Here is a 19,193-nt window from a genome sequence, read left to right on the forward strand (position 1 = left end):
CCCTCCTGACGATCGGTCCTGCGCGGGACGATCGGCACGGTCTTTTTGGAGGGGACACGCCATGGCTTCACAGACATTGAAACTTGCCCTGATGGGCGCCGCCTCGCTGGGCGCGCTCTGGCTTCTGGCCGCCTGTGACGGCGCCCAGGAAACGCGAACATCCAGCCTCACCCCGCCGCCTCCACCGCCTCCACCGCCACCCCCGCCTTCCGCTCCGCCGCCGCCGGTGATGCGCGCCGACATGATGGCGCAGGTGCGCCTGTCCGGCGCCGAGTCCGCGGTGGCCTGGATCCCGCCCGCCCCGCAGGACCGCGAGCGCTATGAGGACGTCGACCCCAATCCGGTCGTGGTGACTGCCGACACGCCGGTCTCCACCTTCTCCATCGACGTGGACACAGCCTCCTACGCCGTCGTCCGGCGCTATCTCGATGGCGGCGTCCTGCCGCCGCGCGACGCCGTCCGGCCCGAAGAGATCATCAATTATTTCGACTATGCCTACGCGCTGCCCGAAGACGCCTCCGCGCCCTTCGCGGTTCACACCAGCGTGCTGCCAACCCCCTGGAATGAGGACACGCAGCTGCTCCACATCGCGATCCAGGGCTATGACGTGATCGAGGCGGAGCGCCCGCGCGCCAACCTGGTCTTCCTGATCGACGTCTCCGGCTCGATGAATGCGCCCGACAAGCTTCCGCTCGCCATTCAGGGGCTGCGCACCCTGCTCGGCCAGCTCGATCCCGACGACACGATCGGCATCGTCGTCTATGCCGGAGCGGCGGGAACCGTGCTCGAACCCACCCCGGTCTCGGACCGCGAACGCATCGAGGCCGCGCTGGCCCGGCTCTCTGCCGGCGGGTCGACCGCGGGCGGGGAGGGGCTGCGTCAGGCCTACGCGCTCGCCGAACGCAATTTCGACGCCGAGGCGGTCAACCGGGTGATGCTGCTGACCGATGGCGACTTCAATGTCGGCGTCACCAGCGACGAGCGTCTGGAAGATTTCGTCGCCCGGAAACGCGACAGCGGGATCTATCTCTCGGTGATGGGTTTCGGTCAGGGCAATTACAACGATCAGATGATGCAGGCCATCGCCCAGGCGGGCAACGGAATCGCAGGCTATGTCGATAGCGCGGCCGAGGTCAGGCGTTTAATGGTGGATGACCTGTCAGGTAACCTTTTTCCGATTGGGAATGATGTGAAGATACAGGTCGAGTTCAACCCGGCCCGGATCGCCGAGTATCGCCTCATCGGATACGAGACTCGCCTGCTACAGCAGGCAGATTTCAACAATGACGCCGTCGATGCGGGCGAAATCGGCTCGGGCCACTCTGTCACCGCAATTTACGAAATTACTCCCCCGGATAGTCCCGCACTCCAGGTCGATCCGCTGCGCTATTCGCCGGCCGCCGATTACGCGTCGGCAAGCGGCGAATACGCCTTCGTGCGCATTCGCTACAAGCAGCCCGGCGAGGATGAAAGCCGCCTGATCGAGCAGCCCGTGGGTCCGGACGCGGTCGCCGCGTCCCTGGCCGGGGCCGACCCGGAAGTGCGCTTCGGCGTGGCCGCCGCCGCCTACGCCCAGCTCCTGCGCGGCGATCCCTACATGGGCGATTTCACCTTCGACGCCGTGGCCGACATGGCCAATGCCGCACGCGGTCCCGATCCGTTCGGCCTGCGCGGGGAATTCGTGCAGCTCGCGCGCATGGCCGCGACCGCTATGGCCCAGCGTCCGCTGGACTCCCCCGGCCGTGGTGAACCCGCGCCGCGCCCGGTCCCGCAGCCCCGCCCAAAGGGCTAGCCGGCGATCGTCGAGGGCGGGCCGGCGCGGCCCAGGTCAGGCGGCGATGCAGTTCAGGCCCGCTCACCGCTTGTTCATGCGGGCGGGCCATCCTACCCTTTAGCCAAGCTTTCCCAGCGGCGGGCGGCCCGGTGCGTCCTGCGCCGGGCCGGTCGCCCGTTTCACGATCACAGGATTTCGTCCCGATGGCGTACGCTTACGATCCCCGCATGATCCGCAATGACGACGATGAGGACCAGGAAAACGCCGACGCCGCGAAGACGGCGCCCGATTTCATCGGCAAGGCCCTGTTCGAGAGCCGCACCATCCTCATCACCGGTTCGATCGACGACAAGACGGCCCGCTCGGTGTCCGCCCAGCTTCTGGCCATGGCCGGCAAGGGCGACGAGCCCATCCTGCTCGTCATCTCCAGCCCGGGCGGCCACGTCGAGTCCGGCGACATGATTCACGACATGATGAAATTCATCAAACCGCGCGTGATCGTGCTCGGTTCGGGCTGGGTCGCGAGCGCGGGCGCGCTGATCTATGTCGGCGCCGACAAGGGCGACCGGTACGCCCTGCCCAATACGCGCTTCCTGCTGCACCAACCCTCCGGCGGGGCCGGCGGCATGGCCAGCGACATCGAGATTCAGGTTCGCGAGATGCAGCACATGCGCCAGCGTCTGAACCAGATCTTCGCCGACGCGACCGGCCAGCCGCTCGAACGCATCGCCAAGGACACCGATCGCGACTTCTGGCTCTCGGCCAAGGAAGCGATCGAATACGGCCTGTGCGACAAGGTCGTCACCGGCATTGACGAGATCAAGAGATAGCCTTGTTTCAAGGCTCTAGGCAAAAAGCCCCGGCTCGAACCGAGCCGGGGCTTTTTCGTGTGCGTCTCTGCTTCGCTCGCCCTGATGGCCCTTATACCGGCTAGGGCGCGTCGCCGACGAAGCTCTCCACGACCTTCTTCGTCCCCGCCTTGTCGAAGGCGACAGTCAGCTTTGCGCCGTCGCATTGCTTGACGGTGCCGTAGCCGAATTTCTGGTGAAAGACCCGGTCGCCGGGGCGGTACTTGCCGCCGGGACCGTTCATCCCGCCGCTCTCGATCAGCTGGGCCTGGCCTTCGATGACGCCGGGATCGCGTCTCTTTCCAGCCGCTTGCGCCGCCTGGTAACGCTTCCAGCCCGGGCTCTCATAGGTGGAGCGGAAGGCATCGGCCGGTTCGGAGACACCCTCGAAGCCCGGCCCCGCATCGTAATAGCCGGTCTCGCTCTTGGCCTCGACATGATCGGCCGGCATCTCGTCTATGAAGCGCGACGGGATCACCGACTGCCAGCGCCCGAAGATCATCCGGTTCGCGGTAAAGCTGATGATCGCGCGCTCGCGGGCCCGGGTGATACCGACATAGGCCAGCCGGCGTTCCTCCTCGAGGCTCGCCGTCCCGCCTTCATCCAGCGAGCGTTGGGAAGGAAACACGGTCTCTTCCCAGCCCGGCAGGAAAACCAAAGGAAATTCAAGCCCCTTGGCCGCATGCAGCGTCATCAGGCTGGCTTCCTCGCCATCCTCGGCCCGGTCGAGATCGGACACCAGGGCAACGTGTTCGAGATAGGCTTCCAGCGTGTCGTACTCGCCCATGGCACGAACGAGTTCTTTCAGGTTATCGAGGCGCCCCGCCGCCTGCGGGCTCTTGTCCTCGCGCCACATCGCCGTATAGCCGCTCTCGTCGAGCACGATCTCAGCCAGCTCGTCATGGCGCATATCCTCGGCGCGCTCGCGCCAGCGATCCAGGTCGCGCAGGAAGTGCTGCAGCCCGGTGCGCGCCTTGCCGCGAATCTCGTCGGTCTGGACCATGAGCCGCGCCGCCTCGCTCATCGATACGCGCGCCGAACGCGCCGCCTGAGCCAGCTTCTGCACGCTGGTATCGCCAATACCACGCTTGGGCGTGTTCACGATTCGCTCGAACGCCAGATCGTCCTCCGGGCTGCGGATCAGGCGCAGATAGGCATGGGCGTCGCGCACCTCGGCACGCTCGAAGAAGCGCGGCCCGCCAATCACCTTGTAGGGCAGGCCCAGCATGATGAAGCGGTCTTCGAACGCGCGCATCTGCCAAGCGGCCCGGACCAGGATCGCGATGTCGGCATAGGATCCGCCGCCGCGCACATGGGATTCGATCTCGTCGGCGACGAAGCGCGCTTCGGCCTCCCCGTCCCACAGGCCGCGCACCTGGACCTTCTCGCCGCCGGTATCTTCGGTCCACAGCGTCTTGCCGAGGCGGGACTTGTTGGCGGTGATCAGCCCCGAGGCTGCGCCCAGGATATGTTCTGTCGAGCGGTAATTGCGCTCCAGGCGCACGACCTTGGCGCCGGGAAAATCGTTCTCGAAGCGCAGGATGTTGTCGACCTCCGCGCCGCGCCAGCCATAGATGGACTGGTCGTCATCGCCGACGCAGCAGATATTTTTCGACCCCTGGGCGAGAAGGCGCAGCCAGAGATACTGGGCGACGTTGGTGTCCTGATACTCGTCCACCAGAAGGTATTTGAAGCGGCGGTGATAGTCGGCCAGCACGTCGCGGTTGTTCTGGAAGATCGTCAGGTTGTGCAGCAGCAAATCCCCGAAATCGCACGCATTCAGGACGCGCAGCCGCTCCTGGTAGAGCTCATAGAGATCGCGCGCCTTGCCGTCGGCGAACGCCCAGCGATCCTCTTCGGGAATGCGCGCGGGGGTGAGGCCCTTATTCTTCCAGCCATCGAGAAGCGAGCCGAAATGGCGCGGCGTCCAGCGTTTCTCGTCAATGCCTTCCGCGGCCAGGATCTGCTTGATGAGACGCAGCTGGTCGTCGGTGTCCAGGATTGTGAAGCTCGATTTGAGATCGACCAGCTCGGCATGGCGGCGCAGGATCTGGGCGGCGACCGAGTGGAAGGTGCCCAGCCAGGGCACGCCCTCGACCGCCTCGCCGATCAGCTGGCCGACGCGGCTCTTCATCTCGCGCGCCGCCTTGTTGGTGAAGGTCACCGCCAGCAGCTCGAACGGGCGGGCCCGTCCCGTTGCCAGAATATGGGCCAGGCGCGTGGTCAGCACCCGCGTCTTGCCCGTGCCTGCGCCGGCCAGCACCAGCACAGGGCCGTCCACGGCCTCGACCGCTTCACGCTGTTCGGGGTTCAGCCCCTCCAGATAGCGCGGGCGTCCGCCCGGCGGCGTCGGCCGGGCCTGTTCTGAAATGGACAGGGACATGGGCGGAAACGCGCCTCGCTTGCTCGATTCGGACAGGGAACGAAACTAGCACATCGTCCCGGCTTGGGCAGGGGCGGGAGTGTGATTGAGCAAGCCGCCTTGGCTAGCTCGTCACGCTGTCGACCTCCGCCTCGATCTCCGCCCAGCGGCTCTGGCGCAGGCTCGCAATATCGTAGGCTTGCTGCAGGTTCAGCCAGAATTGGGCGCTCGTTCCGAACGCCTTGCCCAGCCGCACGGCCAGCTCGATGGACACGGCCTGCTTGCCTGCCAGGAAGCGTGAGAGGTTGGATGCGCTGATCTTGAGCGCATCCGCCACGTGGCGATTTTTAAGGCCGAGCGGTCGCAGATATTCTTCCTTCAGATATTCACCGGGGTGAACGAGCAGGCCGATCATGCCGTCAGTCGCGGGAATATGGGTCATGGTCTTCTCCTGTCGCGCTTAGTGATAATCGGTGATCTCGACGCCGTGGGCACCCTGGTCAGTCCATACAAAGCAAACGCGCCATTGATTGTTGATGCGCACAGAATGCTGACCGGCGCGATCGCCTTTGAGCGCTTCCAGCCTGTTGCCGGGCGGGGAGCGCAAATCCCCGAGAGACCTCGCCGCGTACAGCGCAAGCAGCTTGCGTGCGGCCACTGGCGCCACATCCGACCAGCCGGTGCCCTTTGGAACGCGCCCGGTTTCGAAAAAGAGTTTCGTCGCCTTGCACGCCCAGCTCTGGATCATGGGACTAATTTATTGCGTGTTGCGCAACGCGTCAACGATGCTCTTCCTCGTGCGCGGTCTGCAGCGCCCTGGCATAGGCGGCATGCGCATCGGCCTTGGCGATATAGCCCACGATGGGCTGATCGCCCGAGCGCAGGCGGACCGGCGCGCCGTCCAGCTTCTCGGCGGAGAAGAAACCCATGACGCGGCCGAGATAGTCGTCCTCGTAGACATGGGGCTCTTCCAGCTCGCCCGTGACCTCGGAATTATCGACCGGGGTCATGATGTCGCGCGCCCGTATGGTCTGCAGGATGACACGCGCATTGCCCTTGGTCAGGTCGTAGCCGTGCCGCTCGACCTGCTTGTGAAAGATGCTGCCCTTGGTCGCCGTTGTGGTCAGGACGGTGGCCAGCGACACCGCGACCAGCAGGGCGATGGAGGCTTCGTAGCTGGCGGTCAGTTCGAACACGATCAGCGTGGTGGACAGCGGCGCACCGAGCACCGCGCCGGAGACCGCGCCCATGCCGACCACCGCGAAGAAGGCGATGCCCGCACCTTCCTCGCCCAGCACGTTGACCACCAGCGCCCCGTATCCCGCTCCCAGCATGGCGCCCAGATAGAGTGACGGCGAGAACACCCCGCCGCCGAAACGGAAGGACAGGGTGATGATCGTCGCGACGATCTTCAGGCAGATCAGCCCGGCCAGCAGGCCGATCCCGTATCCTCCCGCCAGCGCAACCGCCGTGGCTTCATAGCCGACGCCGAGCACTTCGGGCGCAAACGCCCCGATCACGCCGACCATCAATCCGCCGAGCGGGGGCAGGGCCCAGAGCGGCCAGTGCAGCTTCCGGGCCTGTTCGGTGACCAGGCGCGTCCCGCGGATCGTGCCGATGACAAAGGGAATGGCGACGCCGGCCGCGAGAAAGCCGAGCGGCACGATCGCGGCCATGTCGGCGATGGAGGCCGGTTCGATGGGCGGGATGGCAAAGGCCGGGGTGGCCCCGAAATGAATCCGCGCCACCACCGCGCCGGTCACGCTTGCCGCCGCGATCGGGGCGATGGAGCGTAGCGCGTAATGGCCGAGAATCACCTCGAAGGCGAACAGCGCTCCGGCAACCGGCGCGTTGAAGCTCGCCGCCACGGCTGCCGCTGCGCCGCAACCCAGCATGATGCGCGCCGCGCGCGCCGGAAGACCGAGCGGCCGGGCGATCAGCGCGGCCAGCGTTGCGCCGAGATGGACGGCCGGCCCCTCTCGCCCTGCCGACACACCGGTGCCGAGCGAGGTTACCGCGATGAGCGAGCTCAGCAGGCCGGGCGCAGCCTCGACCCGCCCGTTGCGCACGGCGCGCGCCTCGATGACATCCGCAATGCCCAGTGCGCGCGTCTCGGTCAGCCATTTCAGCCGCTCGCCGGCATAGAGCAGCAATCCCACGATGCAGCCCCCGGCCAGCGGCACCATGATGAATTGCAGAGGAGAGAGCGAATCGGCCGCGATCGCCGCCTGGGCCCCGGCCTCACGCAGGGAAAGCCAGCGGATCCCGTCAATGGCGAGGCGCAACGCGATTGCGCCATATCCCGCCACGATGCCCACCAGCACGCCGAGAAGCCAGAGCGCGGGCGTTCGCCCGTCGGTAAAGCTGTTGACCACGAAGCGCCGCACGCGCCGCAGGGGCGTCATCGCGATTTCGCCGCTGACTTCCTTGGGCTGTGTTTCGTTCGCTTCGCTCATGGCTCTCATGAACGACAGAGGCCAAGAGGGGTCAAGGCTTTACCGGGTTTTCGCCTCATCGCTCACGCGTTTGAGTGCCCACACCCGGCAGGCGCTGGACAAAGGCGGGGCCGGATCGAGCCGGGCGCGCTGTTCGTCGATACGCCGGATCAGGCTGGCCAGCGAGCGCCGGTCCGCCTCGGCGGCCTTGTCCAGCACAGCCCAGAATTCCGGCTCGAGCGCAAGCGATGTCGCGTGACCGGACAGCGTGACGGAGCGTTTTTCCAGCATGGGCAGCGGCTCCGTGCGAGGGAGAGGTGCGAGGGACAGGCGCCGATCCTATCCGCGGGCACTCTACTGCGCCATCCAGCCGCCTTCGACCAGGATGGCGGACCCATGGGTCGAGGCGCCCTGATCGGACACCAGGTAGAGCAGCGCGCCGAGCAATTCGTCCTCGGTCACGAATTTCTTCGTCGGCTGGGCGTGCAGCATCACATCGCGCACCACCTCTTCGCGGCTTATGCCACGCGCCTTGGCGGTATCCTCGATCTGGTTCTCCACCAGCCGGGTCTTCACATATCCCGGGGAGATCGCGTTCACGGTGATGTTCGCTTCGGCGACTTCCAGCGCGACCGTCTTGGTCAGTCCGATCAGCCCGTGCTTGGCGGCGACATAGGCTGATTTGAACGGCGACGCCGCATGGCCGTGTGCAGACGCGATATTCACGATCCGCCCGCGCCCGGCCTCTCTCATGACCGGCACGGCATGACGGATGGTGTGAAAGGCCGAAGTGAGGTTGATCGCGATGATCTGGTCCCACTTGCCGGCCGGCATCTCCTCGACCCTGGCGACGTGCTGGACGCCGGCATTGTTGATGAGGATGTCGAGCCGGCCGAAGCGTTTGACCGTGGAGGCGATCAGATCCTCGATTTCGTCGGGTACCAGCATGTCGGCATCGTGGTACAGCGCGGTGACGCCATGATCGCGTTCGAGACCGGCGCGCAAGGCCTCGATCTCGTCCCGGTCGCCCAGCCCGTTCAGCACGATGTGCGCGCCGCATCCGGCCAGGCCCTCGGCCAGGGCCTGGCCGATGCCGGAGGTCGAGCCGGTCACGACGGCCACCTGGCCGGACAGATCGAGCTTCAGCGCGCTCATCGGCAAGAACTCCACAAGCGTTGAATTTCCTATTGCGCCGCAAAAGAGGCTGGAAGTGCGCGTGCGTCAAGCCCGCGCGTGCGGGCCAGGCACCGGAAGGCTCAGGCGCGGCTCGGGCCTAGCGCTTCTTTTCAGGTTGGGGCCGGGTGAACAGCAAGGTATCCGGCGTCGAGCCCTCTGCATCGAAGCGATAGCCCTCGCTGTCGAAGGCGCTGAGCGCATCGGCGCTGGTGATCCGGTTCTCGATGATCCAGCGCGCCATCATGCCCCGGGCCTTCTTGGCGTAGACCATCAGCATGCGCAGCTGGCCGTCTTTCTCTTCCTTGAAGTCGACATTGATGACACGCGCATCCAGCGTGTCGAGGCGCGCCGCCTTGGCATATTCGTTCGACGCGAGGTTCACGACCAGCTTGTCGTCCTGCTCGTCGAGCTGCGACTGAAGCGCGTCGCGAATGTCGTCACCCCAGAAATCGTAGAGATTGGCGCCCTTTTTCGTTTTCAGCCGTGTGCCCATCTCCAGGCGGTAGGGCTGCATCGTGTCGAGCGGGCGCAACGCGCCATACAGGCCGGACAGGATGCGAAGATGCTGCTGGGCCCATTGCAGGTCTTCCGCTGAGAGGCTGGCGGCTTCAAGGCCGCGATAGACGTCGCCGTTGAACGCCATGGCGGCCGGCCGCCCGTCCTCATTATCCGGGTCGAAGGCCTTGAAGCGCTCGCGGTTCAGCTCTGCAAGATCGTCGGACAACCCCATCAGAGATTTGAGATCGCTGGCCGACAGCCTGGCCGTCACCTTGGCCAGTTCGCGCGTGCGATCCATCAGTGCGGGCCGGGTCGCCGTCGGGGCATGCCCGCGCTCTTCGAAGTTCAGCTGCTTGGCCGGCGAAAGAAGGATGAGCATGAGGGCGGACTCCAGGCGTCACTTACACGGGAACGGGTTTCGCCTTCAGATACGTTCGCTCGCGCCCGCTTCCAAGGCTTGGCGCAGCTTTAGCTGCCACGCTCCGGGCCGAGAAGGATGCGCGGGTTCATGATGGAGTGCGGATCCAGGGCTGCCTTGATCTGGCGCATGACCGAAACCTGCACCGGTTTGCGGGCCGCCAGTTCGTCCTGTTTCAGCACGCCGATACCGTGCTCGGCCGAGATCGAGCCGCCATACTTGTCGACCAGGTCGTAGATCAGGGCAGAGGCCGGCTTGGCGGCGGTAAGGAAATCGGCCTCCGCCCCCGGCGCCTTGCGGGCCAGGTTGAAGTGGACATTGCCGTCTCCGACATGGCCGAACGCCACGATCATCGCGCCGTCGATCAGGGCTTCGGCCTTCTGTGTCGCCTCCTCCATGAAATCCGGCATGCGGCTGACCGGCACCGAGACATCGTGCTTGGCCGCCTTGCCGTGAGCCTTCTCGCCCTCGGGGATGGATTCGCGCAGCAGCCAGAAGCTCTCCGCCTGCGCTTGCGACTGGGAGATTGCGGCATCCTGAACCAGCTCCCGCTCGAAGGCGGTTTCCAGCGCGGATTCCATCAGGACCGGTGCGCGCTCTGCCTCGCCGGAGGTGATCTCGATCAGCACATACCAGGGGGAGGGCGTCTCGACCGGCTGGCGCAGCCCGGGCACGTGCTCGATCGCGAAGCTCAGGGCGCGCTCCGACATCAGCTCGAAGGCGGCCACGCTGCCTCCGGTGGCCGACTTCATCAGCGACAGCAAGCTGACCGCATCGCGCGGGCTGTGCACCGCGGCGATGGCCACGGCGGTGGAGACCGGGCGGGGGAAGAGCTTCAGGGTCGCGGCGGTGATGACACCCAGCGTGCCTTCCGCGCCGATGAAAAGCTGTTTCAGGTCGTAGCCGGTATTGTTCTTGCGCAGGCCGGAAAGATCGCTGATGACGCGTCCGTCGGGCAGCACCGCTTCCAGACCCAGGACGAGATCGCGCATCATGCCGTAACGCAGGACATGGACGCCGCCGGCATTAGTGGAGATCAGGCCGCCAATCATGGCCGAGCCCTGCGCGCCCAGGCTCAGCGGGAAGAGCCGTCCGGCCTCGCGCGCCCTCTCCTGGACGCTCTCCAGGATGCAGCCAGCCTCGACCGTCAGCGAATCGTTGTCCGGGTCGACATCGCGGACCTGGTTCATGCGCTTGAGCGAAAGCAGGACTTCGCCCTGCGGCGTCGATCCGCCGACCAGTCCGGTATTGCCGCTCTGGGGCAGGATGGCGATCGCGTGCGTATTGCAGAAGCGGACGATCTCGCGCACTTCGTCCAGCGTGGACGGCTTGAACAGGACCGGACTGCTGCCGCGATATTGCGCGCGCCAGTCCTGGATGTGAGGGGCGATCTCGCCGGCATCGAAAGACACCGATTTCGGATCGAGCCGGCTGCACAGCGGTTGAAGCGTATCGAGCATCTGGGTCATGACGCTCGTTCTAACCCGAAGTGGATCGGTTTGCAGGGGGTATTGCGCGCGTCTGTGCCTAGATGGCAGCGGGGACGAGCGTTGCGGTGAAGCGCATGGAGGGAACACGATCGGCGCGGCCCTCGAACACGAAGGTCTCGCCCTTCGGCTTGCCGGTCAGGGTCAGTTCGAATTGCTCGAAATCGCCCACGACCGAAATGGCGGCCTCATAATGGCGGCGCACCCGCATTTTGACCTGAAGCTTGTCGTCCGTATGCGTCACGGTGCCGAAGTAATACATTCCGCTATCACCGCCGCGGACTTCGCCGTCATGGATGACGATGACGCCTGCGCCATCGTCCATCGGCGTACTAAAGCGCGCAATATAAAGGCCGTTTTTCATATTTCATCTCTCAAATGACCTGACCGGAAGTACAAAGATAGGATGAAATTGTAATATTACTATTACCGCGGAGCCGACGCGCGCTTCAGCCGGTCATTGATCGCCTCGCCAAGTCCTTCGCGGGGGATGGGCGCGACCGCGATGCGGTCCGCCTTCCGGTCGAGTAGTCTCAATCCCGAAAACAGATTGGCCGCCGCCTCGACGAGGTCACCGGCCGGGGAAAGATTGAAGACCGGTCCGCTCCAGTCCGTGCTTGTCGGGCCGAAGGCGAGATAGGCCTCGCCGGGTTCGGGCGCGGCGGCCTCCAGCCGGATCGAGGCCTGCGGCGCGTAATGGCTGGACAATTGGCCCGGCGCGGTGGGCGCATCGGTATCCACATCGCCGTCGTCCAGAGCATGGCCCAGGACCGCCTCGATCTCGCTCCGTGCCAGACCGCCGGGCCGCAACAGGAGCGCCCCGGTCTCGTCCACCGCCAGGATCGTGCTTTCCAGTCCCACACGGCAGGGGCCGCCATCCAGAATCAGATCGATGCGGTCTCCCAGACCGTCGGCGACATGCTCGGCCGTCGTCGGACTGACGCTGCCGGAGGGGTTGGCGCTCGGCGCGGCCAGCGGCCGGCCGGTTCGCGCGATCAGCCCGGTCATGGCCGGCGAGGCGGGCCAGCGCACCGCCAGCGTCGTCAGGCCCGCCGTGACCAGGTCGCTGATCTCTGCCCCTTCGCGCAGCGGCGCGACCAGCGTCAGCGGTCCGGGCCAGAACGCCGCGGCCAGCGCGCGCGCGCTGGCGCTCAGGTGGACCAGGCTTTCCGCCCGCTCCAGGCTGTCGACATGGGCGATGAGAGGATTGAAGCGCGGCCGGCCCTTGGCCTCGTAGATGCGCGCCACGGCCCGGCTGTCGGTCGCGTCTGCAGCCAGCCCGTAAACGGTTTCGGTCGGCACGGCGACGAGACCGCCCGCGCGCAGGCGTTCGGCGGCCCGGTCGAGGCTGGCGGCATCGCCGGCGGGCAGGATCGGGGCGGAGCTCATGGCCAATGTCCTAGGAGCCGTGACCTTGCCCGGCAAGCGGGCCTAGTCAGCCGCATCCGCCTCGATGTGCAGCCGTACGATGACGGAGTCGGCCACGGTGTCCCAGCTCGATCCGACATCGTAACGGGTGCGCTCGATTTCCAGCTCGCCGTCCGCGACGGCCCGGCCATCGGCGATGTCCAGCGTGAAGGGCAGGCTCGCGTCGTGAGACTGACCCTTGAGCGTCAGCGTGCCGCGGGCCTCGTACCCGGTTTCGGTCGCCACGATCTCGTCCGACACGAAGCGCGCATCGGGGTGCGCCCCCACGCCCAACCCGCCGCTGCCTCGTAGCGCGCTGCGGATCGAGCTGTCGCTGATCCCGTCGAGCGAGGGCGTGCTGACGCGCGCGTCGATGCGGGCACCCGGCAGGTCTTCAGGATCGAGCGTGATATCGGCTTCGAACGCCTCGAACTGTCCGGTCAGCGCGGCGCCGGAATTGCGCGCCTCGAACTCGACCGAGCTCGCCTCGCGGTCCAGCACCCAGTCCTGGGCGAGCGCAGGCGCGGCGATCAGTCCGCCGGCGAGTGCGGTCAGCAGCACGTATTTCATTACAAGACCTCTTTTAAAGGGCAGGAGCAGGGGAGGAGACGGACACCCGCGCCTTATCGCGGACCGTCTTGCTTGGGCACGTTGAGACCCGGGATCATGCGGGTCAGAACGCCGTCGCGATCCAGGATATGGTGCTTGAGCGCGCCGGCAACATGTAGGGCGAGCACACCGAAGATCACCCAGGCCGAGGCGCCGTGCAGACTGCCGGCGGTCTCCTGGAAGCCCTCCGTTTGCGGCACGGGCAGCTTGGGCAGGGTGAGCGCATCGAACAGCTTGATCGGGAACGCGTCGCCGAACGCCGAGGCGGTGACATAGCCGGCCAGCGGCACCCCGATCATGATCACGTAGAAGGCGATGTGGGTGAATCGCGCCAGTCCGCGTTCCAGCGTGCTCATGTGGGCGGGCAGCGGCGGCACGGGATGCTTCAGGCGCCAGGCCAGACGCCCCAGTGAAAGCACCAGGATCGTCAGCCCGATCGTCTTGTGCCAGTTATAGACGCTGGACACGGTGGAGAATTCGGCCTCTCCGGCAAAGGCCGCGTCGCGCACGCCTTCCATCCACCATCCGTAGAAGATGATCCCGATGATAAGGGCAGCGATCGTCCAGTGAAATGCAATGGACACAACGCCATAACGAGAATGTCCTGAGGCGGTCGGCTCGGTCGGTGCAGGCATGTGACTCACTCCTGAGCTTCGAGGAATTCTGCTTCGATCTCTACTATAACGGTCTGGCCGATGAAATTGGTCGCTGGAAATGCGCCGACGCCGAAATCTTCGAACTCGGCGCTGATTTCACCAGAAAATCCAATGACCTGCCGGCCTTCCAGCGGATTGTGCGTGCTGCCGTAAAACTCTGTTTCCATCACCGCATCGCGCGTCACCCCTTTCAGGGTGAGCTCGCCGTGCACGCGTGCTGTCGTCGCTGAGTTCGGCTCGACCGATGTGGAGCGGAAGACGATCTGCGGGTGACGCTCGGCATCGAGCCAGGCGCTCGAGCGCAGCGTCTCGTCGAACGCCGCATCCCCGGTCGACACCGAGGCGGACTGCACGATGGCGGTCAGTTTCGCGTTCTCAGGGTGCTCGGGGTCCAGCTCCAGCGAGGCGTCGGCCGCGTCGAAGCGGGCCGTGTACCAGGACAGGCCGAGATGGCGCACCTGCCAGCTGACCCGGGCATGGGCCGGATCGAGGGCCCAGTTGCCGGCATCCAGCGCGGCCGGGTCGGTCGTCGGCGGTGACACGCACGCCGTGAGGGCCAGGGCCAGACAGCCCGGCACACAGCCCGGCACCGTGATTTGAGCGAGATGGGCCATGCTTGCCTTTCCCGGCGCCGATCGCAGCGTAACCTAGCCTGGACCCTATGCCGGATTGCCGCGAAACCGAAGCTTCGCGGCCGGCAATATGCGGCCGGGCGGGTTTGGGGACTCGCGAAGTTGAGCTGACGCGCTATCTTGCGGCGCAACACACAGGAGGAGACCCGCGTCATGAGCTATCGCGCACCCGTACAGGACATCCGTTTCGCCCTGGAAGAAATTGCCGCGATGGATGGGCTGAAAGCCACCGGCGCCTTTCCCGACCTGTCCGGGGATCTGACCGCTCAGGTCCTGGGCGAGGCGGCCAAGCTGGCCAATGACGTGCTCGCGCCGCTCAACTGGCCGGGCGACCGTCAGGGCTGCACGCTGAAGGACGGCAAGGTCACGACGCCCGACGGCTTCCCGCAGGCCTACCAGAAATTCGTCGAGGGCGGCTGGCAGGGTCTTCAATTCTCCACCGACCATGGCGGCATGGGTCTGCCGGTTGCGATGGGCTGCGCGCTGATGGAGATGCTGCAAGCCTCCAACATGGCCTTCGGTCTCGGTCCGATGCTTTCGTTTGGCGCCATCGAGGCGCTCATCGCGCACGGCACGACCGAGCAGCAGGAGCTCTACCTGCCCCGCATCATGACCGGGGAATGGTCTGCGACGATGAATTTGACCGAGCCGCAGGCGGGCAGCGATGTCGGCGCGTTGCGCACCAAGGCCCAGCCCAATTCGGATGGCTCCTGGGCCATTTCGGGCCAGAAGATCTACATCACCTGGGGCGAGCATGACTGCGCGGAGAATATCGTCCATCTGGTGCTCGCGCGCACGCCCGACAGCCCGGCGGGAACGAAGGGCATCTCCCTCTTCCTCGTACCGAAATTCCTGCCTGATGACAGCGGCAATCCCGGCGAGCGCAACGCCGTGACGGCGATCGGCCTCGAACACAAGATGGGCATTCACGGCTCGCCGACCTGCACGATGGAATACGACAACGCCACCGGCTGGCTCGTCGGCGAGGAAAACAAGGGCATGGCCTGCATGTTCACGATGATGAACTCGGCTCGCCTGAATGTCGGTGTGCAGGGCGTGGGCATTGCCGAACGCGCCTACCAGCAGGCGCTGGCCTTCGCGAAGGACCGCCGTCAGGGCCGCGCTCCGATGACCCAGGGTGAAGCGCCCCACGCCATCATCGATCATCCCGATGTGCGCCGCACCCTCGCGGTCATGAAGGCGAAGATCGAGGCGGCCCGTGCCATCTGCTTCCACACCGCGGTCGAGGCCGACTATGCCGAGCACCACGACGACGAGGAGGAGCGCGCCTGGTCGAAGCGGCGCGAAGACCTGCTCATCCCCATCGCCAAGGCCTGGGCGACCGATGTGGGCGTGGAGGTCACCTCGCTCGGAATCCAGGTCCATGGCGGCATGGGCTTCATCGAGGAAACCGGCGCGGCCCAGCATTATCGCGATGCCCGGATCGCCCCGATCTATGAAGGCACGAACGGCATTCAGGCCATGGATCTCGTCGGGCGCAAGCTGGCCATGGCCGGCGGGGCGGCCATCCGCGAGCTGATCGAGGACATCCGCCAGACCATCGAGGATCTGGCGACGTCGTCCAACCCTGATCTCAATGGGCTTGCCGAGGATCTCGGCCCGGCCTGCGAAGCGCTGGAAGCCGCGTCCGACTGGATGTCGAAGGCAGCCGGAGAGGACAAGCTGTCCGGGGCGACGGCCTATCTGAAACTCGCCGGAGACGTGGTCGGGGGCTGGCTGCTCTGCCTTGGCGCCCTGTCCGCGCAGCGCATTCTCAAGCATGGCGACGGCGATGAGGCCTATGCGCGCAGCCGCATCTCGCTGACGCGCGTCTATGCCGAAACGGTGCTCAGCGCGGCACCCGGACTGGTGCCGCAGATCCGTCTTGGCGCGGGCGCCCTGTTCGATCCGGGCGAGGCGATGCTCGAGAGCGCGTAGGCGCCCAGACTGTCCCAGACTCTCCTAGACTCTCCCGGACATGAAAACGGCCCCGCTTCTGCGGGGCCGTTTTGACTCGCGGCGGAGCCGCTTTGATCGGGGTGCTAGAACAGCAGGGCCCGCGGGTCGGGATGGCCGCGTCCGTCGACCAGGCGAATCAGCCCGATCGCGCCGCGCACGAGCACCCAGACCGCTCCGATAGCCAGGATCACCACGCCGATCAGCAGCCAGATCGTGAGCCAGCCCACGATGAAGAAGGCCAGCCCGCCCCAGATCGTGCGGATCTGGTAGATGAAATGGCTGCGGATCCAGCCCTTGGACTGGTCCAGGCGCACATAGGCGAAGATCAGCGCCACGATCATCAGGACGCCGCTGGTCGGGATGCCGATCAGGATCAGGAGGTAGTTGACGATGGCCAGGACCCGGTCGCCATCGGTCGGCGGTGTGATCGGCTTCGGCTCGGTGTCGCTCATGTCCCAAATCACTCCTGATGTGAGCTTGCATGCTCGCGTGATGCATTGAACCTCTATAGCATAGCATACACTTAACGATGGCAAGACCGCTCCGGAACGCGACGGACCTCATGGTATCGAACACCGGATACAGTCAGGGCGGGCGCCTGCACGACGGGCCACGGGTTAGAACGATGCGTCATGGCAACACATTGCGGGCTTATGCTCTGATCGGGGTCGGTATGACGGGCATCGCGCTTCTTTTCGCGGGACTGACGCTGGGTGAGTGGCGTATGCACTTCCCCTATAGTCTTCTGTCTGCGGTTCTGGCCGCACTTCCGGCCTGGGGGGTAGCCGACCTGTTCGTCCAGGCGACACAGAGTGCGGCGGAACACACGGGAACCGAAACATGACCCAAATGCCTCAACATCCCGCGACACGTTCGGACCTGCTTGTCACCATGGCGGATACCGTCCCGAACGGCGAAATCGTCGAGGTGCTCGGCATTGCGCGCGGCAGTGTGGTGCGGGCGCGCTTCTTCGGGCGCGACTTCATGGCCGGGCTCAGGAATCTGGTCGGCGGTGAAGTTAACGAGTACACGAAGCTGCTGGCCGAGGCGCGCGAACAGGCGCTGGGCCGGCTGGTCTCCCATGCCGAGCAGCTCGGGGCGGACGCGGTCGTGACCTTCCGCTTCTCCACCTCGACCGTCATGGAAGGCTCGGCGGAAATTCTGGCATATGGCACGGCGGTGAAACTGAAATGAGCGACGATAACAATTCCGCGGTCAGCAAGATGACCGGACTTGGCCGGCGCGCCGTGGCCGAGCTGGGCGAGACCGTCCGCTTCCTGGCCGGGGTCGCCGCCGTCTGGTTCGTGCTGGTCACGTTTGCTTTTGCCGCTTTCCACATTCCCTCTGAAAGCATGCAGCCCTCGCTTCAGGTCGGGGACCGGGTCCTGGTCTCCAAATGGGCCTATGGCTATTCGCGCCACTCGCTTCCGCTGGGCATGGGGTATTTGCTGCCTGAAAGCTGGAGCGGGCGAATTCTCGGCCGGCTTCCCGAGCGCGGAGACGTGGTCGTCATCCGCGATCCCGAGCAGGGCATCAATCTCATCAAGCGCGTGGTCGGCCTGCCGGGCGACACCGTGGAGGTGCGCGCCGGTCAACTCTACCTGAACGGCGACGCCGTACCGCGCGATCCGCTCGACGTGGTGCGCTACCGCGACCATGGCGGGGAGGTTGTCCAGGTCGCCCAGTATGACGAGACGCTGCCGGGTGGTCCGGTGCATGTCATCTACGAACGCGGCGACGATTACGGACTGGACAATGCCGGCCCGTTCCGGGTGCCCGCCGATCACGTCTTCCTGATGGGCGATAATCGCGACCGGTCCCAGGACAGCCGTGCGCGCTACGGCATCGGCTATGTGCATACCGACCAGCTGGTGGGCCGGGCAGAGACCGTGCTCTTCACCTTTGCCAGCTGCCGGCGCGAAGAAGGGCTGATCTGTCCGCCCTGGCGGGTCTGGCGCGGGCTCTGATTGCGATCTACCTTGCCTCCCGACAGATAAAGGGAGAAGGCAGGCATGTCGCTTAAAGGCAAGACGATCTTCATCACCGGCGCGAGCCGCGGGATTGGCGAGGCGATTGCGCTTCGTTGCGCACGCGATGGCGCCAACATCGTCATCGCCGCCAAGACCGAGGAGCCTCACCCCAAGCTGCCCGGCACGATCCATACCGCTGCCGAGGCGGTGGAGAAGGCCGGCGGACGCGCGCTTCCCATCGTCTGCGACATCCGCGACGAAGAGAATGTCGAGCACGCGGTCAAGACCGCAGCCGAGCATTTCGGCGGGATCGATGCGGTCATCAACAACGCCTCGGCCATCTTTCCGCGCTCCACCGCCGAAACGCCCATCAAGCGCTGGGATCTGATGCATCAGGTCAATGCGCGCGGGACCTTTCTGGTGACCCAGAAGTGCTTGCCCTGGCTGGAAAAATCGGAAAACCCGCACATTCTCGCCCTGTCTCCGCCGCTCGACATGAAACAGAAATGGTTCGCCCCGCACGTGGCCTATACGAGCGCGAAATTCGGGATGAGCCTGTGCATTCTCGGCTGGTCCGGCGAGTTCGCGGGAAAGATTGCCGCCAACGCCATCTGGCCGCGCACCGCGATCGCCACGGCGGCGGTCTCCAACGTGCTGGCCGGTGAGGAAGCCTTCAAGAATTGCCGCAAGCCGGAGATTTTGGCCGAGACCGCCTATCGCGTGCTGACCAAGCCGGCCGCGCAGTTCAGCGGGAATTTCCTGATCGACGACACCTTCCTGGCCAGCGAAGGCGTGACCGATTTCGACCAGTTTGCGGTCGAGCCGGGTCATGAGCTTCTGCCCGATTTCTTCGTGCCCGACGATGCGGTTGCGCCGGACGGGGTGAAGATCATGGACATTTCACTGGCCGGCTGAACGCCGTCGCCGCCCGTCATATCTGCACCAACCCGATGAGTTGAGGC

Annotated in this window: 21 protein-coding genes; 7 read left to right on the forward strand and 14 right to left on the reverse strand. The window is 65.5% G+C overall.

The annotated features are described in order from the left end of the window. Positions 1–61 precede the first annotated feature (61 nt). Together E5162_RS00795 and E5162_RS00800 are read left to right on the forward strand one after the other, a co-directional pair. Positions 62–1,792 carry a vWA domain-containing protein gene (locus tag E5162_RS00795; RefSeq protein ID WP_135943059.1) on the forward strand — a complete coding sequence of 577 codons (1,731 nt, stop codon included), beginning with the start codon at positions 62–64 and terminating at the stop codon, positions 1,790–1,792. A 185-nt stretch (positions 1,793–1,977) separates the two neighbouring features. After that, entirely contained in the window at positions 1,978–2,604 is a 627-nt protein-coding gene (locus tag E5162_RS00800) for an ATP-dependent Clp protease proteolytic subunit (protein ID WP_135943060.1), read from the forward strand. A gap of 100 nt (positions 2,605–2,704) precedes the next feature. On the opposite strand, the gene E5162_RS00805 is transcribed toward E5162_RS00800, so the two are convergent. The 13 genes from E5162_RS00805 to E5162_RS00865 all read right to left on the reverse strand — a co-directional run bounded on the left by E5162_RS00805 (position 2,705) and on the right by E5162_RS00865 (position 14,284). After that, positions 2,705–5,005, reverse strand: coding sequence for an ATP-dependent helicase (locus tag E5162_RS00805; RefSeq protein ID WP_135943061.1), 2,301 nt, complete (start codon positions 5,003–5,005; stop codon positions 2,705–2,707). Between the two features lie 103 nt (positions 5,006–5,108). Continuing rightward, positions 5,109–5,426 (reverse strand): HigA family addiction module antitoxin, encoded by a 318-nt coding sequence (locus tag E5162_RS00810; RefSeq protein ID WP_135943062.1) that lies wholly within the window; start codon positions 5,424–5,426, stop codon positions 5,109–5,111. An 18-nt stretch (positions 5,427–5,444) separates the two neighbouring features. Beyond that, positions 5,445–5,732, reverse strand: coding sequence for a type II toxin-antitoxin system RelE/ParE family toxin (locus E5162_RS00815; RefSeq protein ID WP_135943063.1), 288 nt, complete (start codon positions 5,730–5,732; stop codon positions 5,445–5,447). A gap of 31 nt (positions 5,733–5,763) precedes the next feature. Next, positions 5,764–7,440, reverse strand: a complete 1,677-nt coding sequence (locus E5162_RS00820; protein ID WP_233342106.1) for a chloride channel protein — start codon at positions 7,438–7,440, stop codon at positions 5,764–5,766. 39 nt (positions 7,441–7,479) lie between these two features. Continuing rightward, positions 7,480–7,710: a ribbon-helix-helix domain-containing protein gene (locus E5162_RS00825; RefSeq protein WP_135943064.1), complete on the reverse strand. Its 231-nt coding sequence runs from the start codon at positions 7,708–7,710 to the stop codon at positions 7,480–7,482. A gap of 63 nt (positions 7,711–7,773) precedes the next feature. Continuing rightward, entirely contained in the window at positions 7,774–8,574 is an 801-nt protein-coding gene (locus E5162_RS00830) for a 3-hydroxybutyrate dehydrogenase (RefSeq protein ID WP_135943065.1), read from the reverse strand. A gap of 118 nt (positions 8,575–8,692) precedes the next feature. After that, complete coding sequence (yaaA, locus tag E5162_RS00835; protein WP_135943066.1) at positions 8,693–9,472, reverse strand: peroxide stress protein YaaA; 780 nt, start codon at positions 9,470–9,472, stop codon at positions 8,693–8,695. Between the two features lie 89 nt (positions 9,473–9,561). Continuing rightward, positions 9,562–10,980, reverse strand: a complete 1,419-nt coding sequence (locus tag E5162_RS00840) for an FAD-binding oxidoreductase (protein ID WP_206751017.1) — start codon at positions 10,978–10,980, stop codon at positions 9,562–9,564. A gap of 58 nt (positions 10,981–11,038) precedes the next feature. Beyond that, positions 11,039–11,362, reverse strand: coding sequence for a GrlR family regulatory protein (locus tag E5162_RS00845; protein WP_135943067.1), 324 nt, complete (start codon positions 11,360–11,362; stop codon positions 11,039–11,041). A gap of 62 nt (positions 11,363–11,424) precedes the next feature. After that, positions 11,425–12,387, reverse strand: coding sequence for an L-threonylcarbamoyladenylate synthase (locus E5162_RS00850; RefSeq protein ID WP_135943068.1), 963 nt, complete (start codon positions 12,385–12,387; stop codon positions 11,425–11,427). 42 nt (positions 12,388–12,429) lie between these two features. Then, the gene (locus E5162_RS00855; RefSeq protein WP_135943069.1) at positions 12,430–12,975 is read right to left on the reverse strand and encodes a YceI family protein; all 546 of its coding nucleotides are present in this window, start codon (positions 12,973–12,975) and stop codon (positions 12,430–12,432) included. Between the two features lie 53 nt (positions 12,976–13,028). After that, complete coding sequence (locus tag E5162_RS00860) at positions 13,029–13,649, reverse strand: cytochrome b (RefSeq protein WP_135943070.1); 621 nt, start codon at positions 13,647–13,649, stop codon at positions 13,029–13,031. A 5-nt stretch (positions 13,650–13,654) separates the two neighbouring features. After that, on the reverse strand, positions 13,655–14,284 hold the full coding sequence (locus E5162_RS00865) for a YceI family protein (protein WP_135943071.1): 630 nt from the start codon (positions 14,282–14,284) through the stop codon (positions 13,655–13,657). Positions 14,285–14,455: 171 nt separating this feature from the next. Here E5162_RS00865 and E5162_RS00870 point away from each other — a divergent pair, with 171 nt between their 5' ends. Then, positions 14,456–16,240 (forward strand): acyl-CoA dehydrogenase, encoded by a 1,785-nt coding sequence (locus E5162_RS00870; RefSeq protein WP_135943072.1) that lies wholly within the window; start codon positions 14,456–14,458, stop codon positions 16,238–16,240. A gap of 104 nt (positions 16,241–16,344) precedes the next feature. Here E5162_RS00870 and E5162_RS00875 read toward each other — a convergent pair whose 3' ends face one another. Continuing rightward, a complete protein-coding gene (locus tag E5162_RS00875; protein ID WP_135943073.1) occupies positions 16,345–16,713 on the reverse strand; it encodes a DUF4870 family protein in 369 nt (122 codons plus the stop codon). Between the two features lie 173 nt (positions 16,714–16,886). Between E5162_RS00875 and E5162_RS00880 the strand changes: the two genes are divergently transcribed. From E5162_RS00880 to E5162_RS00895, 4 genes are read left to right on the forward strand one after another with little or no spacing between them, the layout of a single operon-like run. After that, on the forward strand, positions 16,887–17,105 hold the full coding sequence (locus tag E5162_RS00880) for a hypothetical protein (protein ID WP_135943074.1): 219 nt from the start codon (positions 16,887–16,889) through the stop codon (positions 17,103–17,105). A gap of 47 nt (positions 17,106–17,152) precedes the next feature. Then, entirely contained in the window at positions 17,153–17,455 is a 303-nt protein-coding gene (locus E5162_RS00885; RefSeq protein ID WP_233342107.1) for a YbjQ family protein, read from the forward strand. Next, on the forward strand, positions 17,452–18,228 hold the full coding sequence (gene lepB / locus E5162_RS00890; RefSeq protein WP_233342108.1) for a signal peptidase I: 777 nt from the start codon (positions 17,452–17,454) through the stop codon (positions 18,226–18,228). Before E5162_RS00885 ends, lepB begins: the two co-directional genes overlap by 4 nt. A gap of 45 nt (positions 18,229–18,273) precedes the next feature. Further along, entirely contained in the window at positions 18,274–19,146 is an 873-nt protein-coding gene (locus E5162_RS00895; protein ID WP_135943076.1) for an SDR family oxidoreductase, read from the forward strand. Positions 19,147–19,193 lie beyond the last annotated feature (47 nt).

It is taken from the genome of Marinicauda pacifica, assembly GCF_004793635.1.
Classification (GTDB): domain Bacteria; phylum Pseudomonadota; class Alphaproteobacteria; order Caulobacterales; family Maricaulaceae; genus Marinicauda; species Marinicauda pacifica.